Here is a 20,151-nt window from a genome sequence, read left to right as displayed (position 1 = left end):
ATCCCGCGCCGTCCCGATCACCACCCCTGCTCACGGGCCCTTCACGGTCCGATCGAGCCGGGGCCTTTCCCCTGCGGTGAGCGAGCTCGCTCACCCTCCCCTGCCTGGACGCCCGCGCGTCCGGACCGCTGAAGACAACGATTTTGTGAGAGGTGTGGCCATATGACCCGCGAGCTGAGGGGTGCCCGTTACGGGGCGGTCCTCACCTTTGTCCTTGCCGGCCTGATGGTGGGCACGATGACCGTGCGCATCCCCGCCCTGACCGACAAGCTGGCCCTGTCCGAGGCCATGGTCGGGACGATCCTGCTGGTGTGGGGCCTGGGCGCTCTGGTGACCATGCAGTCCATGCGGCGCGTCATGGCGCGCGCGGGCAGCAGGGCGGTTCTGCGGATCGGCGGCCCGCTGACGGCACTCAGCCTGGTGGCCGTGGCCCTCGCCCCCGACCTGCCGCTGCTGCTGGTGGCCGTGGCGCTCTTCGGCATGGCCTTCGGCGTCATGGACGTCGCCATGAACGCCCAGGGCTCCACCGTCGAACGGGCCTACGGCCGGCCCCTGATGAACGGCATGCACGCCGGCTGGTGCGTCGGCGCCATCTCCGCCGGCGCCCTGGGCAGCCTGGCCATCGCCGCCGGCCTGCCGTTCACCGCCAACGTGGCGCTCGTCGGCCTGGCCGCGCTGCCCGTCGCCGTGCTGGTCGGCCGTACGCACCTGCCCGAGCCCCCGTCCACCGGCACCGAGCAGGCGGGCCGGCGCCGCATGCCGCCGGTCGTCTACCTGCTCGGCGCGATCATGTTCTTCGCGTTCATGGTCGAGGGCACGGTCGCCGACTGGAACGGCCTCTACATGCGTGACGAGCTCGGCGCCCCCGAAGCCCTGGCGGCGCTCGGCTACCCCGTCTTCGAGACCGGCATGCTGGCCGCCCGGCTGACCGGCGACCGGCTGCGGGCCAGGTTCGGGGTACGCGGCATGCTGACCGTCTCCGGGGTGGCCACGGCGGGCTTCTTCGCGGTCGTGCTGGTCGCGCCCGCGGCGCTGGTGGCGGTGGCGGCGATGTTCTTCGTCGGGCTCGGCGTGGCGACGATCTCGCCGCTGACGCTGTCGCTGGCCGGCACCGCGACCGGCACGCCGGGGCCGGCGATCGCCCAGGCGGGGGCCATGGGGTACGCGGGCCTGCTGCTCGGGCCGGTGGTGATCGGCTTCCTGTCGGACTCCACCTCCCTGCGTACGGCACTCGGCGTCGCGGTCGTCCTGGGCGTGCTGATCGCGCTGGCCTCCCGCCTGCTCCCGCGCGAGGAGCCCGCCCCGGTCACCCCGCTGCCCGTCAGGGAACCCGCCGAAGCCGCCGCCTGAGTGGCAGGCTCGTACGGTGCGGCCCGCTACCCCACCATGCCCGGCTACCTGCTGGTGAGCCCCAAGCGGCACATCGAGCACGTCGTGCGCGACCTCGGCGCGGACGCCTACCTCGAGCTCATGCGGGTGGGCAGGAAGGTGGCGCTGGCCGTGGAGCCGGTGGTGCCGTCGGAGCGGACGTCCGGGGAGCCGGCGGCCCGCCTCAGGCGGGCGCCGGCGTGACGGGGAGTTCTCTGTGGATCCCGGCGGGAGCGCCGCACACCCGCACGTGGCGGCGCTGCCGCTCACAGAGAACTCACAGATTCGCTCAGAACGCCTTCAACCAGGCACCGCAGGCTGGGTCGCACGATTCAGCTCGACGCACTGACCAAACGTTACGGTGACGTGGTCGCCGTGGAGGATCTCACCTTCACCGTACGGCCCGGCCTCGTCACCGGCTTCCTGGGCCCGAACGGCGCGGGCAAGACCACGACGCTGCGCATGATCCTCGGTCTCGACCTGCCCACGTCGGGCTCCGCCACGATCGACGGCCGTCCGCACCACGAGCTGCCGAGCCCGCTGCGCGTGATCGGGTCGATGCTGGAGGCGCAGGCCGTGCATCCGCAGCGCACCACCTACAAACACCTGCTCTACCTGGCGCAGAGCAACTCCATCCCGGCCGGCCGGGTCGCCGAGGTGCTCGACCTGGTCGGGCTCGCCGACGTGGCGGGCCGGAAGGCGGGCTGCTCGCCGGGCTCGACGAGGCCGACGGCCCCGCGCTCGACCTCACCCCGATGGACCTGCGTACCCTCGCCGCCGACGCCCGGCACGACTTCGCCGCGCTCGACCCGTCCAGGCCCATCGCCTTCACCGGCCCGGACGGAGGGGCGGCGGCGAGCGCTCCCGTGATCCCCACGCTTGCCACTGGAAAGGGGCGGCCCGCATCGTGCGGCACCGCCCCTTTTCGCCTGGGCCCTCGGGCCTACTTGCGCTTGGTGACCTCTTCGGTGAGCTGCGGGACGACCTGGTGCAGGTCGCCGACGACGCCGTAGTCGGCCAGCTCGAAGATCGGCGCCTCAGGGTCCTTGTTGATCGCGACGATGGTCTTCGCGGTCTGCATGCCCGCCCGGTGCTGGATCGCGCCCGAGATGCCGGCCGCGATGTAGAGCTGCGGCGACACCGTCTTGCCCGTCTGCCCCACCTGGAACTGGTGCGGGTACCAGCCGGCGTCGGTGGCGGCGCGGGAGGCGCCGACGGCGGCGCCGAGCGCGTCGGCCAGGCCCTCGATGACCGAGAAGTTCTCGGCCGAGCCCACGCCGCGCCCGCCGGAGACCACGATCGCGGCCTCCGTCAGCTCGGGCCTGGCGCCCTTCTCCTGCTTGACCCGCTCGACGACGCGGGCCGACCTCCCGGCGTCGCTCAGCGCGACCGTCACCTCCTCCTCGGCTCCGGCGCCCGGGGCGGCCTCCGGAGCGGTGGAGTTGGGGCGTACGGCGACGATGGGCGTGCCCCTGCGCACCCGGGAGTGCACGTTGACGCCGCCGCCGAAGATGGACTGGTCGGCCACGAAGCCCTCACCCAGGCCCACGGCGTCGGTGATGACGCCGGAGTCGGTCTTGACGGCCAGCCGGCCGGCGACCTCCTTGCCTTCGGCCGTGGCGGCCACGAGCACGGCGGCGGGTGACTTGGCGGCCACGAGCTGGGCCAGCAGCTCGGCCTTGGGCGCCACCACATGGTCGACGATGTCGCTCGAACTTGCGACGTAGATCGTCTCCGAGCCGTATTCGGCGAGCCTGGCCTTGGCCTCGGGCGTGAGGCCCGGGCCCGCCCAGACGGCGGCGGGCGTGCCCAGCGAGCGGGCCAGGGTCAGCAGCTCCAGCGTGACCTTCTTGACCTCGCCTTCGACCTGCTCGACGAGAACGAGAATTTCCGACATATCAGGTGTTCTCTCCCGTGCTCAGATGAACTTCTTGGAGGCCAGGAACTCGGCGGCCTTCGCGCCGCCGTCGCCCTCGTCCTTGACGATCGTGCCGGCGGCGCGCGGCGGCGCGGCGGCGAAGTCGACGACCTCGGACCAGGCGGCGGCCAGGCCGACCTGGGAGGGGTCGATGGAGGCGTCGCCGATGGCCAGCGTCTCGACCGGCTTCTTCTTGGCCGCCATGATGCCCTTGAACGACGGGTAGCGCGGCTCGTTGATCTTCTCGACCACGGACACGACGGCCGGCAGCGTGGCCTCGACCCGGTCGTAGCCGTAGTCGGTGATGCGCTGGATCGTGATCGACGTGCCGTCGACGTCGACCTTGTTGGCCAGCGTCAGCTGCGCCACGCCGAGGCGCTCCGCCAGCATGGCGGCGAGCACGCCGGTGCGCGCATCGGTGGACTCGGAGCCCAGGACGACCAGGTCGAAACCGACCTTGTTGAGCGCCTGCGCCATCGCGTACGAGGTGGACAGCGCGTCGGAGCCGTGCAGCGCATCGTCGCTGAGGTGGACGGCCTTGTCGGCTCCCATGGCCAGCGCCTTGCGGATGGTCTCGGTGGCCTTGCCGGGGCCCATGGTGAGGACGGTGACCTCGCCACCGTGGGCTTCCTTGAGCTTCAGTGCCTCCTCGACCGCGTATTCGTCGAGCTCGTTGACCACGCCGTCGGCGGCGTCGCGGTCGAGCGTGTTGTCATCGGACCGCAGCTTGCGCTCGGTCGCCGTGTCGGGGACCTGCTTCACGCAGACGACGATGTTCATGGCCGGTGGCCGACCTCCCGTGTTCGCGTGCGCCACCGCCTCGCTGCGGTGGGCGCCGAATGCAATGCTGTCCAGACTGCCAGGTGCCCGCCGGGCCCCCGACAGAGGGTGTGCCATGGTCTGGCGTTATGTTACCCATGAGTAGTCGGTGTGCAACCGCCGGGTGGGGGCGGCCGGCGGGAGGGTCCCGCCGGCTCCACCATACCGAACTTCATTCTGTTGCTGCCTCCCACCCCTGCGCGCGGCGGGGATCAGGCCGACAGCAGGAACACGATCCCCACCACCAGGGCCGTGCCCGCGAACAAGGCCAGGGTGAACGTGCTGAACACCGCCGCCAGCCCGAAACAGAGCCCGACCGTCCCCGCCACACTGACCATATCCGTGACGACGCGGCGCCGCCGGTAGAGGGCGCGCGAGAAGAGCGCCACCCCCGCGTCGGACACCACACCCAGCGCGTACGCGGCCAGCAGGAAGAGCGCCACCTCGGGCAGCGTCTCCTGGGCGGCGGCGGCCAGCAGCGCCACGAACAGCCCGGAGCCGATCATCCACCGCCTGCGCACCTTCTCCCTGTGCCGCGCCCTCGACTCCTCCGCCGACCGCTGATGGCGCTCCTTGCCCGGCCGCCACTCCCTCGTGCTCGTGTCATCGGCGTCCGAGCGCGTACGTGCCGGACGGCCGGGGAGGCGGGGCACATGGGAGACGGGCGCCACATCGAGCCTGGCACAGATCTGCGCGGCCGTCGGCCGCGCAGCGGGATCGGTGGACAGGCACTCGATCAACAGCGGCTCCAGCCAGCCGGGCACGCCCTTCAGGTCGGGCGCGTGGTGCACGACCCGGTAGGCGACCGCCGACGCGGGACCCTGCCCGTACGGCTGCCGCCCGGTCGCCGCGTAGGCCAGCGTGGCGCCGAAGGAGAACACGTCGGTCTCAGAACCCGCGTTCTTGCCCTCCAGCACCTCGGGGGCGAGATAGCCGGGCGTGCCCACCACGGCGCCCGAGGCCGTGACGGACAGCGAGTCGAGGGCGCTGGCGATGCCGAAGTCGATGACGACCGGCTCGCCCTCGGTCATCATCACGTTGGCCGGTTTGAGATCGCGGTGCACCACGCCCGACTCGTGCATGGCGAGCAGCGCGTCGGCCAGCCCGCCGGCCAGCCGGCGAAGGTCGGCGACGGGCACGGGCACCGAGCTGAGCGGCCGGCCCTGGACGTAACGGGTCACCAGGTAGGGGCGGGCTCCCTCGAGCGAGGCGTCAAGCACCTCGGCCACGTGCGGCCCGCCGACCCTGCGCATGGTCTCGACCTCGCGCGCCAGCCTGGCCAGCGCGCCGCCGTCGGCCGCGACATGCGGATGCAGCACCTTGACGGCGACCGTGCGGCCCTCGGCGTCGAGCGCCAGGTGCACCTCGCCGAACCCACCGGCCCCGAGCCGGGAGAGGAGCTCATACGGACCGAGCCTGTCGCCCATACTTCTTCTCTCCCCTTGAGAGCCCGCGGGGACACTCAGTTCCAGGGAGTCAGGAACCCCAGCCCGAGCCCGTCGAGCAAGCTGTCGATCAACCCGGTGATCAGGCCGACCGTGGTCTGCCTGGCGTCGCTCGCCAGGTCCTCGATCACGGTCTCCGGCGCCCGCCACGGTGTCCACACCGCGTCCTGGCCCAGCGCGAACATCACCGCGAACAACGCCGCCGTGCCCATCAGCACGACCGCGACCAGCGCGGCTCCCGGGCTGCGCAGCACGCCGGTGAGCGTGCGGGTGACGGCCTTGCGCGGCGCGGCGCCGCCGGGCAGCACGAACAGGCCCGCCGCGAACGCGCCCGCGGCGTAGGACGCCGCCACGTTGACGCTCATCTGGCCGACCCAGTGGAGCAGGCCCCAGACGCACACGCCGAACAGCAGCGCCAGCGGCACGTGCACCGCCGACACGAGCGCGGACTTGACCAGCGCCCACGGCGTGCCCACCACCACGAGCCACGGGTCGGCCGCGCTGCTCCCCCGCACCTGGCGCCGCTTGACCAGGTCGCCGAAGAGGTATTCGCCGATGCGCAGCACCAGCACGATCACGACGGCGATCGCACCCACCATGACCGGCATCATCACGGTCAGCGCGACCAGGGTGACGAGCATGAGCAGCCCCACGAACTGGCTGCCGAAGAGATATCTCTTCCGCTCGGACGGCGGCGTGTACTTCCGCGGCTCGGGCGGCGGCGTGTAGGGCCTGACCTGCGCCGGAGAGGTGGGCCGCGGCGCGGCGTAGCCCGCCACGTGCTGGTCGGCACGCTGCGCGGGCGGCCTGGCGGAAATCGGCGCGGGCACGTAGGGCGGCGGCCGCTCGTCACGTCGCGGCGGCGCCTCCGCACGCCGCGGGGACGGCTCCGCGCGCCGCTGGGGCGCCGGCGGCGCGCCGTAGTCGACCGGCGGCAGCAGATCGGAGAACGTGTCCATGGTCCGTGTGCGGTCGCCCATGCGCTTGGTGCCCGTGGGGCCGTCGAACGAGGCCTCGTTGAACGCGGTCACCGACGGGTCGAGCGCCTTGGCCGTCCGCAGCAGCTCGCGCGCGTCGGGCCGGGCCGACGGGTCGACCTGCAGCGCGCGGGTGAGCCAGCCGCGCAACCACGCGGGCGCCTTGTCGATCTGCGCCCGCCCTTCCATGATGTTGAAGCAGACCGCCTCGAACGTGCCCGTGCCGAACGGCGGCGCCCCCGTCGCGGCGAAGAACACCGTCGAGGCCATCGCGTGCACGTCGGCCGCCTGGGTGATCTCGGAGTCGCGGATGATCTCGGGCGCGAGATAGCCTGGCGTGCCGACGAACATGCCGGTCTGGGTGAGCCTGGTGGCGTTCACCAGGTGGGCGATGCCGAAGTCGATGACCAGCGGCTCACCGTCGACGAGCATCACGTTGGACGGCTTGAAGTCGCGGTGGATCACGTCGGCCGCGTGGATGGCCACCAGCGCCCTGCAGAGCCCCTGGGCCAGCCTGATGAGGTCGCGCGCCTCCAGGGGCCCCTCGGCCAGGACGGTGTCCTCCAGCGTGCGGCCGGGCGCGAAGCGGGTGACGACATAGGGCTGGCCGCCGACGAGCTCGGCGTCGATCACCTCGGCCACGTGCGGGCTGCGCACCCGGCGCATGGTCTCGACCTCGCGGGTCAGCCGGTCGCGTGCCTTGAGGTCGGCGGCCACGTGCGGATGGAGCACCTTGATCGCGACCTCGCGGCCGTCACCGTCGAGACCGAGGTGGACGACCCCCATGCCGCCTTCGCCGATCTTCCTGACCAGCCGGTAAGGGCCGAGGCGCTCTGGTGCCTGGGTGTTCATCGCCACCTTCCCCGCGTCATCCTCCGGAATTCCCCCTCAGACTTTCGAGCTGCTCCACCACTGGATCGACGTTCAGCGGAGTCCATACGGCCCCCCTTGGCTTGTCCCCGAACGTGCCGTAAGCGAGGATCAGCGAGAGCGCGGCACCCGCCGCGAGAACTCCAGCCATCACCATCGCCGCTGTTCTCGAGGGTACGAGCGATGAGAGCGTTCTGCGCATCTGCTTGCCCGGGCCCTCCACCCCTGGACCCGCGCAGACGGTCCACAGGGCGATCGCGGCGCCCCACGCCAGGGCGTAGGACGGGTCCATCCGGGCGACCACGGTGAGCAGCAGCGTCACCGGCAATCCCAGGATGACGGCGTAGAGCAGCAGGGCGAGCGTGATGCCCGCCGATTTGGCGAGTTCTTTGGGGTAGGAGAGCACCCTGACCACGTCGAGCGCCGCCGCGCCCGCGGCACGGCGCGCCATCAGCGCGGGCTGCGCCAGGTCGGCCGCCCGCAGCACCACCGCGACCGGGATCGCCAGGACCGCCACCAGCACGGGCGCGAGCACGGCCGCCACGATCATGAGAACGAGCAGCATGGCGCTCGCCACGCCGTAGGCCCTGGAACGCTGCAGCACGTTGCCAGGAGACACGGCCGGAATGAAGGGCTCACGCTTCGTGGGGCCGGGCTGGTAGTGCTGCTGCGCCGGGATGTAGGGAGGCGGCTGCGCCGGCGTGGGCGGCTGCCTGGCGTAGTCGTGGCCGGGCCCGGACCGGCCAGGACCCGCCCCTCCGCCGGGACCCGTGCCGGGCCTGGCGTCGGCGGGCGGGCCGGCGGTGAGCCCGCGGAACTCGGGTGAGTCGGGCCGCACCCGCCTCGTGGGCACGTCGGCCTCGCCCGGCGGCACGTTGTGGGCGCCCGGCTGCGCCTGCCAGGGCTGCGAAACCCCGCTCTCACGCTGGATCCTGCGCAGCTCCTCCGGCGACACCCTGCGGGTCGGCCAGGGGTCGGGCTGGTTGGGCAGCAGCGAGACGTACTGCTGATCTTGCGGTGGCGGGTTGGGGTGGTCCTGGCTCTCCAGCAGCCGCCGTGGCGTCACCGGTGGCGTGGACACGTCGTGGGGCGGCTTGTCGGCCGCGGGCGGCGGCACCGGAAGGCTGGCCGGGGACGTGCCGGGCCGCGGCACGGTGGAGAGCTCGTCGGGCTCGCCGCCCCGCGGCGGCTGGGGCAACATCCTGGCGGTCTGCTCGGCCAGGTCGGCCGCCTTGGGGCGCTTGGCCGGATTGCGCTGGAAGGCCGACTTGAGCAGCGGCTGCAACGTCGCCGGGGCGGCGCTGATGTCGGCCTTGCCCGCCGTGATGTTGTAGAAGACCATCTCCAGCGTGCCCTTGCCGAAGGGCGGCTGGCCGGTCGCGGCGAACAGCAGCGTGCCCGCCCACGCGTGGACGTCGACCTCGGGGCCGGCCTCCTGACCCTCGATGATCTCGGGCGCGAGATAGCCGGGCGTGCCGATGAACATGCCGGTCTGCGTCAGCCGCGTCGCGTCGACCGCCTGCGCGATGCCGAAGTCGATCAGCACGGGCTCGCCGTCGAGGATCAGCACGTTGCCCGGCTTGAGGTCGCGGTGGATCACGCCCACCGAGTGCACGACGGCCAGCGCCGACGCCACCCCGTGCGCGACCTTGACCAGCGCGGGCAGGTCGAGCGGGCCGTCGTCCTTGACGATCTCGTCGAGGGGACGGCCGGGCACGTAGCGGGTGACGATGTAGGGGCGATGGCCGGTCACGTCGGCGTCGAGCACCTCGGCGATGTATCTGCTCCGCACCCTGCGCATGGTCTCGACCTCGCGCGAAAGCCGCCGCCTGGCGACCTCGTCGCCGGCGACCTCTCCGCGCAGGACCTTGACCGCCACCTGGCGCCCCTGCGGGTCGGCAGCGAGGTGGACAACGCCCATCCCGCCTTCACCGAGCCGCCTGAGCAACCGGTAAGGGCCGAGTCGGTCATCGTTCATGGCATGAAGCACCATATCGGCTTAGTCCCCGCCCACGAGATGAACCATGAGGCCACATTCCCACTCGTACAACGTCCGGAAAGGGCTCATCGGTTTCCCATCCAACGGTCTCGAATCGGCTTCAGTTTGTGTCAGCCGGCCAGCGGGAGAACCTCGGCCCCCTTCAGCCCGGCCAGCTGGGCCCCGGAGACGGCCAGCTTCGACCTGCGCACACCGCTTCCGATCACCACCCTCGGGTGCTCCGCGACGTGCGTGTCCACCAGGATCGGCCAGTCCTCCGGCAGCCCCAGCGGCGTGATGCCGCCGTATTCCATACCGGTCAGCTCGACCGCGTCGGCCATCGGCGCGAAACTCGCCTTCCTGGCGTCGAGATGCCTGCGCACGACGCCGTTCACGTCCGCCCGCATCGTCGCGAGCACCATGCAGGCGGCGTAGCGGATCTCGCCGCCTCGTTTCGCCGCCACGACCACGCAGTTGGCCGACTCGTCGAGCCGCACGGAGTAGCGCTCGCAGAACGCCGCCGTGTCGGCCAGATCGGGGTCGATCCCGGCCACTTCGACGCCCTCCACGTGCGGAACGGCCCGCGCCACCGGATCAGCGAGAAGCTCGATCCGTTCGGTCGCGGGCACCCAGTGCAAACTCATCCCATCTCCTCGATCGCTTCCCCTTGGACCCTAACCCGGGCGTCGGAGCAGCGTGCGACGTCACGGGGACTGCAGCACCCGCTGGTGCAGCAGCGTGACGGCGACGCGGGCGGACTCCATGGCCCCCGCCTGCCAGGCGATCAGATGGGTGAGCCAGTCGCCCGCGAAGTAAACCCTTCCGGCGGGGCGTTGCAGAAAAGTGAAGGACGAATCAAAGGACGGCCAGCGCACCCAGCCGCCCTGGATGTGCTCCTGGCGATCCCACGCGATGGAGACGCTGGACAGGAGGTTCTGGCGGTACTTCTCGCCGTGGATCTTCTTGCCCTGGGTGAGCGCCCTGCGCCTGCGGTCGTCGGGGGTGAGTGCCGCGTACAGCTCGGCGTCGCGCTCGGTGTTGTAGTAGCCGACCAGGAGGCCGCGTTCGGCGTGGTAGTCGTGAGACGGGTACCAGATGTGGGTGATGTCGAGGTCCGTCTCCGTCACGCCGCCGTAGATGTGGTCCTCCAGCTCCCACCAGCGCCTGCCGTACTCCAGGCCGATCTTTCCCGCGGCGACCGGGACCGGCGTCTTGAGCGCCGTGGTGACCTGGGCTCCGAGATTGTGCGGGATCTTGGCGAGGATGTGCGGCGGGAGGGCGGCGACGCAGTAGTCGGCCTTGACGCTGCCGCCGGTCCAGACGACCTCGACGCCGTCGTCCAGAGTGGTGATCTTGGTGACCTTGGCGCCCGTCGTGATGTTGTCCTCGCCCACCGCCTCCACCAGCCTGGTGACGATCGCGTCCATGCCGCCGACGGGCTGGAACATGGGGGTGGCCTGGTCGAAGCCGAAGTTGTTGGTGATGGCGCGGCCGGTGCCCGCGGCGAGGATCTGGTGGAGGGAGCCGGGGGCATCGAGGAGGACACCACCGTCTATTGCCGGGAATTTCGTGAAACCGCGGCGCGACGATCCTTCGTATTCCAGCCTGGGGCCCAGGTCACCGAACCTTCTGAGGAAATCGAGCAGGCGTTCCTGGTCGTCCTTGGTGATGGCCTTGTCCAGCGCACCGACATTTGTGGCCTTCGCCAACATTTCCGCGACATATCCATACATGTCGGCTCGGGCGGTCCGCGCCCGCATCGTCCGGCCGCTGGTGTGCACATACGCGGCGGCGTTGTCGTTGATGAAGGTCTCGATCGGGATGCCCAGCTCGCGGCAGTAGTCGAGGGTCACCATCCACGGGGCGATCCTGGCGGGGCCCGCGTTGAAGTAGACGCCCTCGCCGAGCGTCACCTCCTGCGCCGGGCCGTTCAGCTCGCCGAGGCGGTCGCCACCGCGCAGCGTGAGGTTCCGCCCGCCGGCCTTCTCCCTGGCCTCCAGCAGCGTGCACTCATAACCGGCCTTGCCCAGCTCGTACGCCGCCGTCAGCCCCGCCACCCCCGCGCCGATGATCACGACCTTGGCCGTGCCCTTGCCGCGCAGGGTGAAGTCGCCCGGCCTGGGCGCCACGTAATCCTTGGACTGCTCCGAGGGCGCCAGCCCTAACGCGCCCATGGCCGCGTACATGGCGCCGGCGCCGCCCACCGCGCCGATCCCGACGAGCAGCCCGCGCCGGGTCAGCGCCGCGCCTTCCACGTCACCCGCCCCCTACACCCGTTCCCGGGCTCTCACCGTCATCCCCACGCCCTGTCACCCGTCATCTCAGCCGTACGGACCGCTGCCGCAGGCGACCTGGCCGCCGATGGTGGCGAAGATCCCGAACAGCGCCATGATCTGGGTGAAGTCGTCGGTGGTGAACTCCGTGTGACGCGACCCCGCCGACTTCACGCCGGGGATGAGCGCCACAGCGGCGGCGATGGCGGTGGAGTTCCACTCCACGCCGAGCGTGTACGGCGCCGCCACCTCATACGGCGTGAAGTCGCTCAACCTGCCGAGCGCCCGCGCCGTGGCCTCACGGATCCTTGCCTGGGCGACGCTCGGCGGCAACAGCTCGGCCGAGAACTTGTCGATCCCCTTCTTCACCGCGACCGTCTCGACGTCGCCGAGCAGCTCGCGCGCCTCCTCGCCGACGGCCTCGTCCCCCGTCACCACCGCGACCGGCACCCCGTGGAACCCGGCGCACGCGGCGACGAGCCGGGTCTCCCCGCACAGCTCGCCGTTGAGGTGGACGTTCTGGATCTCCTTGCCCATCCAGGTGTGGTTCAGCACGCCGTCCTGCACGCCGGCGCGGGCGTGATAGCCCACGAAGCAGGCGGCCTGGAACGACCCGTCGAGCCCCTGCGCCATCCGCTGGGCCTTGCCCGGCCCCCGGATGAGGCTGGCCCGGGGATCGAGCAGGTCGATCCGGAGGTTCTTGGTGGACCCGTGGGCGTCGTTGACCAGCACGCTGACCGCCCCCGCGTCGAACGCGCCCTCGACGGCGGCGTTGGCGTCGGCGGTCATCAGCTCGCAGCCGCGCTCGTAGCCGCGCTTGCCCGCGTGCATCTCCTCGGGGTCCGTCAACCCTGTGACGCCCTCCATGTCCACCGACAGATAGACCTTCACGTGCCTTGCTCCTTCATCGCTTCCACGCCTGCCCGGCCACCCGCCGTAACGCTGTGACGGTGTCGTCAGGAACCCCAGGTCTCCACCCGCCGCACCTCATCCTCCGTCATGAGCCCGACGTTCTCCTCGATGTACGAGGCCGCCTCGGCACGCCACGGGGCCGGGATCTCGTCGAGGGCCGGCGGGTAGCAGTGGTCCAGCCAGCTCGTGGACTCCTCCGTGGCGTCGAAGTAGTCGAGCACCCCGGCGAAGAGGGTGTGCTCGATCCCGGGGACGCGCGCCAGCCCGTACTCGACCATCTCCTGGCCGCCGTAGGGCGGCTTCTTGAGCCACGACTGCGCGGCGCGGTGCCTGGCGGTCATGGGGGTGTCGAGCGGGCGGCGCTCGACGGCGGCCTGGATGAGCTCCTTGTAGAGGCACTTGCCGCAGACGCGGCACGGCCCGTCGGTGCCGCGCAGGCACCAGCGCACGTACTTCTTCAGATCGGAGCCGAGGGCCAGGCGCATGGTGACCGCCTCGCTCACGCCGCCCACGGGCAGCACGATGTGCACGCCCGCCGCCGCGAATAACCTGCCCCATCTGCCGTTCGGTGCCCACATGGGGTTGTCAGGCGTGTAGCGCAACACGTAGCGATCCCCGCCGAGCCAGCGTGAACCGAGTTCATAGCCGAAGGCCAGCCCGCCGAGGTTCAGCTGGTCGGCCAGGAGCAGCGCCCCCACCGCCACCGCGTGGTGCTCCGGATAGCCGGGACGCGGCTCGGCGAGGGTGTACTCCAGGTCGGAGGTGACCGTGGACAGCTCGCGGCCCGTCCGCTCGGCGAGCCTGGCCAGCACGTCGGACCGGTAGTGGGGCCAGCGGTTGGGGACCCGCGGGTGCGGCACACGCCGGAAGTGAACGAACGGCGCCTCCGGGTACATGGCGGCCGCCGCGACGGAGTCCGCGCCGCCGCTGTACGAGATCGCGAGCCTAGCCCCTGGCCGGCGCGGCTCCGCCCCCACGGGGCCCGCCTCGATCCCCCAGCCGGCGTGCAGGGCCTCGGCCAGCTCCGCCGATACGGCCCGGTCGAAGGAGACGCGGCGGCGGGTCCACGGCGCCACGACCGTCCAGGCGGCGAGGGCGAAGAGGTCGGGGTGGGCGTCCTCAGGGACGCCGCCGACGGAGCAGGAGTTGATGGCGAGCTTGATGGGATGCTCGTCGGAGGCCTTGCCGGTGATCTCGTCGTCCGGGTCGAGGCGGAACGTCAGATCCGCGCCAATCCAGGTCACGCGCACGGCTGCTCCTCGGAACGCCCCCGTGCCCGCTCGTCCGCCGGCCGGCCGGTCGCCTGGTCTCCCACGGGGGCCTCTCCCCCGGACAGGCGGGTGCGCAGGTCGTCGATGGCCTGCCAGACGAGCACCTCGTTCTGCAGCACGCCGTCCAGCGCCTTGGCCGTCTCCTGGGCGAGCCGGTGGGCGTCGCCGGCCTTGTCGCCGGCCTTGTCGCCGGCCGCGGGCGGGCGTGCGTTCCGCAGCCGCTCCACCTCGCCCTGGAGGGTCGCCATCTCCCGCCGCAGGGTCTGGACCTCCCAGAGCGCGTCCCTGATGTCCTGGCGATGATCGGCGATGGAGATGTAACGGGAGTCGAACCACGTACGCACGGCCTTGCGCAGCCGGACAGGGACGGGAACGCGCATCATGAAACGCCACCATAGTGGCAAACCACTGCTGGGACGGACGAAGCTACCGATGGGTTATCAGCCGCCTCGGCAGCCGCGCCCAGTTTGCGGTGACATGTCCGGAAGGGCGCTACCGCCCGGTGAATTTGGGCTTGGACTTCTCGGCGAACGCGCGCATGCCGATCTTGGCGTCGTCGGTGGCGAAGAGGCCGGAGAACTGCAGCCGCTCGATCTCGAGGCCGGTGTCGAGGTCGACCTCCAGCCCCTGGTCAACGGCCTGCTTGGCGGCGCGGAGCGCGATCGTGGGGCCGCCGACGAAGGTGGCGGCCCATTCGAGGGCGGCGGTGTAGACCTGCTCGTCGGGCACCACCCGGTCGACCAGGCCCATCGCGAGGGCCTCGGAGGCGGGCACGTGGCGGCCCGTGAAGATCAGATCTTTCGCCCGGGCCGGGCCGATCAGGCGGGGCAGGCGCTGGGTGCCGCCCGCGCCGGGGATGATGCCGAGCAGGATCTCGGGCTGCCCCAGCTTGGCCGACTCTCCGGCGACCCGGAAGTCGGCGCAGAGGGCGAGCTCGCAGCCGCCGCCCAGGGCGTAGCCGGTGATGGCGGCGATGACCGGCTTGCCGATGCGGGTGACCGCGGTGAAGCAGGCCTGAAGCATACGGGAATGAGTGGACATGTCGGCATAGGACATGTCGGCCATCTCCTTGATGTCGGCGCCCGCCGCGAAGACCTTCTCGCCTCCGTAGATGATCACCGCCTGCACCTGCGGGTCGGCGTCGACGAGGCCGGCGGCCTCGCCGATCTCCTGCTGGACCTGGCCGTTGAGGGCGTTCATCTTCGGACGGTCAAGACGGATCGTGGCGATCTGGTCGGCCACCTCGACGCTCACAAACTCACCCATACGTCGAACCTAACAGAGCGGATCCCCCGCTCCCCGCCGCCTTCCCGCACGATCCGCACCCCGTCCTCCCGACGGCCGGCTCCGACGCGCGCCACCTTCGACGCGGCCAGGCTTCCGCACGCCCTTCCGCAGGCCCTTCCGCCACCGCCGGGCCGCCGCCGGGCCGCCACCGGGCCGCCACCGGGCCGCCACCGGGCCGCCACCGTCAGCGGGCCGCCGCCGCGGACTTCACCTCCTCGGCGGTCCTCTTGCTGCGGGACACCCGTACGAGGGCGGCGGACAGGCGGGCCAGCTCGTCGCCGGAGCGGGCCAGCCGGGCCAGCGAGCGCTCCTGGCGCGGCAGCCCGACGTTGGCCGCGCCGTCCAGCACCTTCTTGTCCAGGTGCGGCGCGACCTGGGGCCAGACCGCCTGGGCCTCGCGCAGGAAGATGTCCGCGCCGGTCGGCCCGATGCCGGGGAGCTCCATCAGCATGCCGGCGACTTCGCGCGGATCGCCGCCCGCCTCGTCGCGCAGGCGGCGCAGGTCGCCCTTCCACCGGTCGAGGAGCAGTTCGGCCCCCTGGCCCAGCATGGTGGCGGTGCGCTCGTCGTAGCGGCGGTAGTGGCCGCGGCCCAGCGCGTCCACCCGGTCCTGCCAGGTCGCCTCCCGCATGGCCTTCGGCGTGGAGTACCCGGCCGCGAACAGCTCCCGGGTGGCCGCCACCGCCACGTCCGCCGAGATCCGCGCGCTGAGCAGGGTGGCCAGGACGAGCAGTTGGTAGAGCGGTTTCGGCTGGTCGGCCAGCTTGATTCCGGCCTCGTTCGCGAACGTGCGGCCGTAGCGGTCGAGCAGCACGTCCATGACGGCTTTGTCGGTCTTGGTCATGAGCGTCCCGCTACCCGCGACCCCTGCGGGCATGCCGGGCCGCCGGGCTCGCGGCGGAGGCCGGCCCGGGTTTGGGGCGGAGGGCGGAGGGGAGGCGAAGGTTCCGCGAGCGAAAGGAGTCTGTTGTGCTGACACTGACAGACAATGCCGTTGAGGCGATCCGCGACCTCATGGTCGGGGAGGACGTGCCCGCCGACGCCGGCCTGCGCATCGCCCCGAAGACCGACGAGGCGGGAACGCTCGAAGTCACCCTGGTGAGCACGCCGTACGCGGGCGACCAGGTCGTGGAGAAGGGAGACGTACGCGTCTTCGTGTCGGAGGACGCGGCGCCGATCCTGGACGACAAGGCGCTGGACGCCCAGCAGAGCGTTCCAGGACAGCCGACGTTCAGCCTGGGCCGGCGCGCCTGACCGTACGTACATCGCGGGGGACGTAGCGGTCGATTCATGTCACGATGACGACGCGTCCGATTCAGGGAGTGTCCGATGAGTGACGATCCGCTGTTCCCCGAACCGGTGGCTCGCGCACTGGCCGACTACCGTGCGCTGCGTGACGCGCACGGTGTCTGCTGGGGCGAGCCGCCCCTCACGTACGTCGTCCAGGCCTGGACCACCGTCTTCCTCTACACCCGGTACGACTTCTGGGGTGCCGGACTGCGCCAGCTCGCCGAGCGCCATCCCGAGCTCCCCCAGGACGGGCTCGAAGACCTCCTCGGCGGGGTCGACGCCGACCGGGTGGTGCGTGACGCGCTCGGCGGCGACGTCGTGGACAATCTCGCCGCGCTGCGGCTCACCCCCGACGGGGTCACGCTCGAAGCGATCACGCAGGTCGTGCTGGACGACCGGCCGTTCCGCACGTCGCTGCTCCTCGACTCCAGCAGGGACGAGCCCGTCACGGTCGTGGTGGACGGCACCGCGTACGAAGTGCCGCCACGCGGCGCCAAGGTGGTCGGGACCGGCGGGTCCGTCACCGCCGACGGCCGGCCGGTGGACCTGACCCTGCTGTGCCGCAGGGCGGCGCCGGCCGCGGTCAGGGTGCGGGCGGGGTTTCCGTGCCGGTGGAGCGTGACGGGCGCGAACGGCCAGGGCTGGTATCCCGAGGGCGCTCCCCACAAGGTCGACGCCCTGCGCAGACCGTACTTTCATGGCGACGATCTCGTGGTCGCGGTGCCCGCCGAGCCGCTCACGGTGACGGTGGCCAGGGGGATGGAGTACGCGTCGGCCGAGATCGTGATCACGCCGGAGGCGGGCGCGGAGGCGCTGGTCGAGCTGGCTCCCGAGCGGCTCTACGACGCCGCCGCCCGCGGCTGGTACGGCGGCGACCTGCACGTGCACCTCAACTGGATGGGCGAGGAGCCCGCCGCGCCCGAGCTGGCCGCGGCCGCGCAGCACGGCGAGGACCTGCACGTGCTCAATCTCGTGGCGGGCAACGTGGCGAGCGAGCGGGTCTACGACCTGGAGGCGCTGGCGCACTGGGCGGGCCAGGACCTGCCGTGGTCGGACGCCAGGCATCTGGCCAGGATCGGCGTCGAATACCGGAACGACCTGGTCGGGCACCTCACCGCGTTCGGGCTCCAGGAGCCGCCACAGCGCTGCCACACGGGCTTCCAGGGCACGGCCGACTGGCCGCCCAACGCCGTGGCGTGCGAGGAGCTGCGGGCGCTCGGCGGGGTGATCGGGTACGGGCATCCGTTCCACACGGCGTTCGGCGAGGGCGATCCGCCCGACGTGGTGCTCGGCCGCAGGCGCAACTGCTCGGCCAGGGAGATCGTCGCGGACGCGGCGCTGGGCCTGATCGACGCCCTGGATGTGCTCAACCACTCCTCCGTCGCCGGCACCGCGGCCGTCTACCGGCGGCTCGTCGGCGCGGGCAACAGGCTCGCGGTCACGGCCGGCACGGACGCGGTGTTGTCGTTCTGCCGCCGCGGGACCGCGTCGAGCCCGCCCGGATGGGAGCGGGTGTACGCCAACGTGGCCGGCCCGCTGACCGCCGAGTCGTACGCCGAGGCGATCCTGCTCGGCCGCACGTTCGCCACGACCGGGCCGTGGCTGGAGCTCGCCGTCAACGGGCATGGCCCGGGCGACACGCTGGACCTGGCGCCCGGGCAGCGGGCGGAGATCGTGGTCACCTCGATCGGTCCCGAGGTCGAGCGGCTGGAGATCCGCACCGCCGAGGGCGTGCTGGCGCAGGGGCCGCCGGGGCGGTTGGCCGCGACGCTGGTGGCGGACGAGCCGACGTACGTGGTCGCCGTCGCCACCGGCCCGCCGCATCCGCGCACCCTGCACCGGCGCGGCGTCCACGCGCACACCAGCCCGGTGTACGTGGACGTCGCCGGCTCACACGTGGCCAGGGAGGCGGACGTCCGGTGGTGCCTGGCGTGGCTGGACCGGCTGGAGGCGCTGCTGCGCGAGTTCGGCAGGTTCGATACGGGGGACCAGCTCGACGACCACCTGGAGGTGTACGAGCGGGCCAGGGAGGTCTACCGCGGGCGGCTGGCCTGAGCGTCCGGCATCCTGACGACGTATTTGCCGCGGGTGTGCCGGGCGGCGGCGAGGTCCTGCATTGCCCGCCCGGCCTCGGCGAACGCGTAACGGCGGCTGATCATGTCGCCGAGGGTACCGTCGAGCGCGCGGGCGGCGAGCGCGGTGAAGGTGCCGGGGCGCAGGCTGGGGGGGCCGTTGACGACCCGTACGGTGATGTCGTCCCTGCCCAGGGAGCCGTGGCCGAGCGAGCCGAGCGTCGTGGTGATCAGGCGGCCGCCGGGCCGGAGCGCCCTGACCGCCTCGGTGAGCCGCTCGCCGTCGAGCACCAGGTTGACGATGGCGTCGACGCCGCCGGGGTGCAGGCGCAGGGTCTCCTCGACGACGTCGTATGCCAGGTAGTCGATCGTGGCGGACGCGCCGAGCCCGCGCGCGTAGCCGGCGTGCCCGGGGATCGCGGTGGCGATGACCTCGGCCTGCTTCTCCTTGGCCAGCAGGGGCACGGCGACGCTCCCGATGCCGCCTGTCGCGCCGATGACCAGCACCCGCTCGCCCGGCAGGAACGCGCCGTCCTCCAGGGCCGCCGCCGCGCTCATGCCGGTGCTCGCCAGCGCCGCGGCGGTCTCGGGCGCGAGCCCTTCCGGCCTCGTGGCCACGTAGGGACCCTCGGCCTGGAAAGTCGCGTATTCGGCGAGCGCGCCCGAGGTGACCGCGGCCAGTCCGAAGCGCTCGGCGTACGAGGGCGGGGCGCCGAAGCCGAACACCTCGTCGCCTGTCGCGAAGGAGGTCACGCCGGGGCCGAGCCCGGTGACCGTGCCCGCGAAGTCGGTGCCGGGGACGCAGGGGAAGCGGAGCTCGAAGCTGTCCCTGATGGCCCCGCTCGTGAGCATCAGGTCGGCGGCGTTGAGCGAGGCCGCCGCGACCTTCACCAGAATCTGGCCAGGGCCCGGCTCGGGAATCGGCAGATCCTCGATCTGGAGCAATTCGGGCGGGCCGTAGTCCCGGGCGACCAGTGCTTTCATCATGGGCACAACCCCCCACAGCGCTATATGTGGAGAAATTTTCTCCGCTTTCCAGACGTTATGCTGCTTTGGAGAGCCACGTCAAGCGATCTCCAGCACACTCCAGCACACGAGAGGCGGCCAGCCGATATGCGCGCGCCGGGCCAACTGAGAGCGGACGCACAACGCAACCGGGAGCTGATCATCGACACCGCCAGGGAGGTGTTCGCCGAGCAGGGCCCCGGCGCCGCGATGGACGAGGTCGCACGGCTCGCCGGTGTGGGGGCGGGCACGCTCTACCGGCACTTCCCCGACCGCGACAGCCTCATCCACGCCGTGCTGGCCGACGCCCTCGAACGCATGATCGCGCTCGCGCAGAAGGCACGCGAGGAGGAGACCTGGGCGTGGGACGCGCTCAGCCGGTTCGTGCGCGGCTGCGCCGACCTACGGCTCGACCTGCTCATCTCGGTCGCGGGGGCGCAGGTGCACCGCGTGGCCGGCACGCCCGAGATCAACGAGGCCCGCGTCCGCCTGCTGGAGGTCCTCGACCAGATCGTGAGCGCCGCCCACGACGAGGGGGCGCTGCGCACCGACGTCGGCACGGGCGACGTCATGGGGGTCGTCGGCCTGCTCGTCCGCGGGCTGCCCACCCTGCCCGCCGCCCTGGGTGACGAGCTGCGGGAGCGGGCGGTGCGCCTGGTGCTCGCC

Annotated in this window: 19 protein-coding genes; 6 read left to right on the top strand and 13 right to left on the bottom strand. The window is 71.8% G+C overall.

Annotation, left to right across the window (positions count from 1 at the left end):
• Positions 1 to 162 precede the first annotated feature (162 nt).
• From E1292_RS12975 to E1292_RS54865, 3 genes are all read left to right on the top strand, one after another.
• Positions 163 to 1,350: an MFS transporter gene (locus E1292_RS12975; RefSeq protein ID WP_132595383.1), complete on the top strand. Its 1,188-nt coding sequence runs from the start codon at positions 163 to 165 to the stop codon at positions 1,348 to 1,350.
• Positions 1,351 to 1,572: an HIT family protein gene (locus E1292_RS12970; RefSeq protein WP_132595382.1), complete on the top strand. Its 222-nt coding sequence runs from the start codon at positions 1,351 to 1,353 to the stop codon at positions 1,570 to 1,572.
• A gap of 171 nt (positions 1,573 to 1,743) precedes the next feature.
• Positions 1,744 to 2,238, top strand: coding sequence for an ATP-binding cassette domain-containing protein (locus tag E1292_RS54865; RefSeq protein WP_281284020.1), 495 nt, complete (start codon positions 1,744 to 1,746; stop codon positions 2,236 to 2,238).
• A 73-nt stretch (positions 2,239 to 2,311) separates the two neighbouring features.
• Here E1292_RS54865 and E1292_RS12960 read toward each other — a convergent pair whose 3' ends face one another.
• From E1292_RS12960 to E1292_RS12905, 12 genes are all read right to left on the bottom strand, one after another.
• Positions 2,312 to 3,265 carry an electron transfer flavoprotein subunit alpha/FixB family protein gene (locus E1292_RS12960; protein ID WP_132595380.1) on the bottom strand — a complete coding sequence of 318 codons (954 nt, stop codon included), beginning with the start codon at positions 3,263 to 3,265 and terminating at the stop codon, positions 2,312 to 2,314.
• Positions 3,266 to 3,286: 21 nt separating this feature from the next.
• Positions 3,287 to 4,066 carry an electron transfer flavoprotein subunit beta/FixA family protein gene (locus E1292_RS12955; protein WP_132595379.1) on the bottom strand — a complete coding sequence of 260 codons (780 nt, stop codon included), beginning with the start codon at positions 4,064 to 4,066 and terminating at the stop codon, positions 3,287 to 3,289.
• A gap of 251 nt (positions 4,067 to 4,317) precedes the next feature.
• Positions 4,318 to 5,532, bottom strand: coding sequence for a serine/threonine-protein kinase (locus E1292_RS12950; RefSeq protein ID WP_132595378.1), 1,215 nt, complete (start codon positions 5,530 to 5,532; stop codon positions 4,318 to 4,320).
• A 35-nt stretch (positions 5,533 to 5,567) separates the two neighbouring features.
• A complete protein-coding gene (locus E1292_RS12945; RefSeq protein WP_132595377.1) occupies positions 5,568 to 7,379 on the bottom strand; it encodes a serine/threonine-protein kinase in 1,812 nt (603 codons plus the stop codon).
• A gap of 16 nt (positions 7,380 to 7,395) precedes the next feature.
• Positions 7,396 to 9,375, bottom strand: coding sequence for a serine/threonine-protein kinase (locus E1292_RS52635; protein ID WP_220446801.1), 1,980 nt, complete (start codon positions 9,373 to 9,375; stop codon positions 7,396 to 7,398).
• A 131-nt stretch (positions 9,376 to 9,506) separates the two neighbouring features.
• Positions 9,507 to 10,019, bottom strand: coding sequence for a YbaK/EbsC family protein (locus E1292_RS12935; protein WP_132595376.1), 513 nt, complete (start codon positions 10,017 to 10,019; stop codon positions 9,507 to 9,509).
• 60 nt (positions 10,020 to 10,079) lie between these two features.
• A complete protein-coding gene (locus E1292_RS12930) occupies positions 10,080 to 11,630 on the bottom strand; it encodes a flavin monoamine oxidase family protein (protein WP_246090087.1) in 1,551 nt (516 codons plus the stop codon).
• A 66-nt stretch (positions 11,631 to 11,696) separates the two neighbouring features.
• Positions 11,697 to 12,539 (bottom strand): M55 family metallopeptidase, encoded by an 843-nt coding sequence (locus E1292_RS12925; RefSeq protein WP_132595375.1) that lies wholly within the window; start codon positions 12,537 to 12,539, stop codon positions 11,697 to 11,699.
• A 65-nt stretch (positions 12,540 to 12,604) separates the two neighbouring features.
• Complete coding sequence (locus E1292_RS12920; RefSeq protein ID WP_246090086.1) at positions 12,605 to 13,804, bottom strand: DUF6395 domain-containing protein; 1,200 nt, start codon at positions 13,802 to 13,804, stop codon at positions 12,605 to 12,607.
• Complete coding sequence (locus E1292_RS12915; RefSeq protein ID WP_132595373.1) at positions 13,801 to 14,214, bottom strand: hypothetical protein; 414 nt, start codon at positions 14,212 to 14,214, stop codon at positions 13,801 to 13,803. Before E1292_RS12915 ends, E1292_RS12920 begins: the two co-directional genes overlap by 4 nt.
• A 109-nt stretch (positions 14,215 to 14,323) precedes the next feature.
• Positions 14,324 to 15,097: an enoyl-CoA hydratase/isomerase family protein gene (locus tag E1292_RS12910; protein ID WP_132595372.1), complete on the bottom strand. Its 774-nt coding sequence runs from the start codon at positions 15,095 to 15,097 to the stop codon at positions 14,324 to 14,326.
• 205 nt (positions 15,098 to 15,302) lie between these two features.
• Positions 15,303 to 15,962 (bottom strand): endonuclease, encoded by a 660-nt coding sequence (locus E1292_RS12905; protein ID WP_220446800.1) that lies wholly within the window; start codon positions 15,960 to 15,962, stop codon positions 15,303 to 15,305.
• 125 nt (positions 15,963 to 16,087) lie between these two features.
• Here E1292_RS12905 and E1292_RS12900 point away from each other — a divergent pair, with 125 nt between their 5' ends.
• Together E1292_RS12900 and E1292_RS12895 are read left to right on the top strand one after the other, a co-directional pair.
• The gene (locus E1292_RS12900) at positions 16,088 to 16,372 is read left to right on the top strand and encodes a HesB/YadR/YfhF-family protein (protein WP_132595371.1); all 285 of its coding nucleotides are present in this window, start codon (positions 16,088 to 16,090) and stop codon (positions 16,370 to 16,372) included.
• Positions 16,373 to 16,447: 75 nt separating this feature from the next.
• The gene (locus tag E1292_RS12895) at positions 16,448 to 18,463 is read left to right on the top strand and encodes a CehA/McbA family metallohydrolase (protein ID WP_165974504.1); all 2,016 of its coding nucleotides are present in this window, start codon (positions 16,448 to 16,450) and stop codon (positions 18,461 to 18,463) included.
• Here the strand turns inward: E1292_RS12895 and E1292_RS12890 are convergent.
• A complete protein-coding gene (locus E1292_RS12890; RefSeq protein WP_132595370.1) occupies positions 18,442 to 19,467 on the bottom strand; it encodes an NADP-dependent oxidoreductase in 1,026 nt (341 codons plus the stop codon). The genes E1292_RS12895 and E1292_RS12890 overlap by 22 nt on opposite strands.
• 126 nt (positions 19,468 to 19,593) lie before the next feature.
• On the opposite strand from E1292_RS12890, the gene E1292_RS12885 reads away from it, so the two are divergent.
• Positions 19,594 to 20,151, top strand: a 558-nt coding sequence (locus tag E1292_RS12885) for a TetR/AcrR family transcriptional regulator (RefSeq protein ID WP_165974503.1), incomplete at its 3' end; no start/stop codon positions are given.

The organism is Nonomuraea deserti (assembly GCF_004348685.1).
GTDB classification, from domain to species: Bacteria; Actinomycetota; Actinomycetes; order Streptosporangiales; family Streptosporangiaceae; genus Nonomuraea; species Nonomuraea deserti.
This window is presented reverse-complemented; position numbering and strand designations above follow the sequence as displayed.

Coding starts and splice junctions, on each gene's coding strand:
- E1292_RS12975 (WP_132595383.1), top strand. CDS start 163: ATGACCCGCGAGCTGAGGGGTGCCCGTTACGGGGCGGTCCTCACCTTT.
- E1292_RS12960 (WP_132595380.1), bottom strand. CDS start 3,265: ATGTCGGAAATTCTCGTTCTCGTCGAGCAGGTCGAAGGCGAGGTCAAG.
- E1292_RS12955 (WP_132595379.1), bottom strand. CDS start 4,066: ATGAACATCGTCGTCTGCGTGAAGCAGGTCCCCGACACGGCGACCGAG.
- E1292_RS12950 (WP_132595378.1), bottom strand. CDS start 5,532: ATGGGCGACAGGCTCGGTCCGTATGAGCTCCTCTCCCGGCTCGGGGCC.
- E1292_RS12945 (WP_132595377.1), bottom strand. CDS start 7,379: ATGAACACCCAGGCACCAGAGCGCCTCGGCCCTTACCGGCTGGTCAGG.
- E1292_RS52635 (WP_220446801.1), bottom strand. CDS start 9,375: ATGAACGATGACCGACTCGGCCCTTACCGGTTGCTCAGGCGGCTCGGT.
- E1292_RS12935 (WP_132595376.1), bottom strand. CDS start 10,019: ATGAGTTTGCACTGGGTGCCCGCGACCGAACGGATCGAGCTTCTCGCT.
- E1292_RS12915 (WP_132595373.1), bottom strand. CDS start 14,214: ATGATGCGCGTTCCCGTCCCTGTCCGGCTGCGCAAGGCCGTGCGTACG.
- E1292_RS12910 (WP_132595372.1), bottom strand. CDS start 15,097: ATGGGTGAGTTTGTGAGCGTCGAGGTGGCCGACCAGATCGCCACGATC.
- E1292_RS12905 (WP_220446800.1), bottom strand. CDS start 15,962: ATGACCAAGACCGACAAAGCCGTCATGGACGTGCTGCTCGACCGCTAC.
- E1292_RS12895 (WP_165974504.1), top strand. CDS start 16,448: ATGAGTGACGATCCGCTGTTCCCCGAACCGGTGGCTCGCGCACTGGCC.
- E1292_RS12890 (WP_132595370.1), bottom strand. CDS start 19,467: ATGATGAAAGCACTGGTCGCCCGGGACTACGGCCCGCCCGAATTGCTC.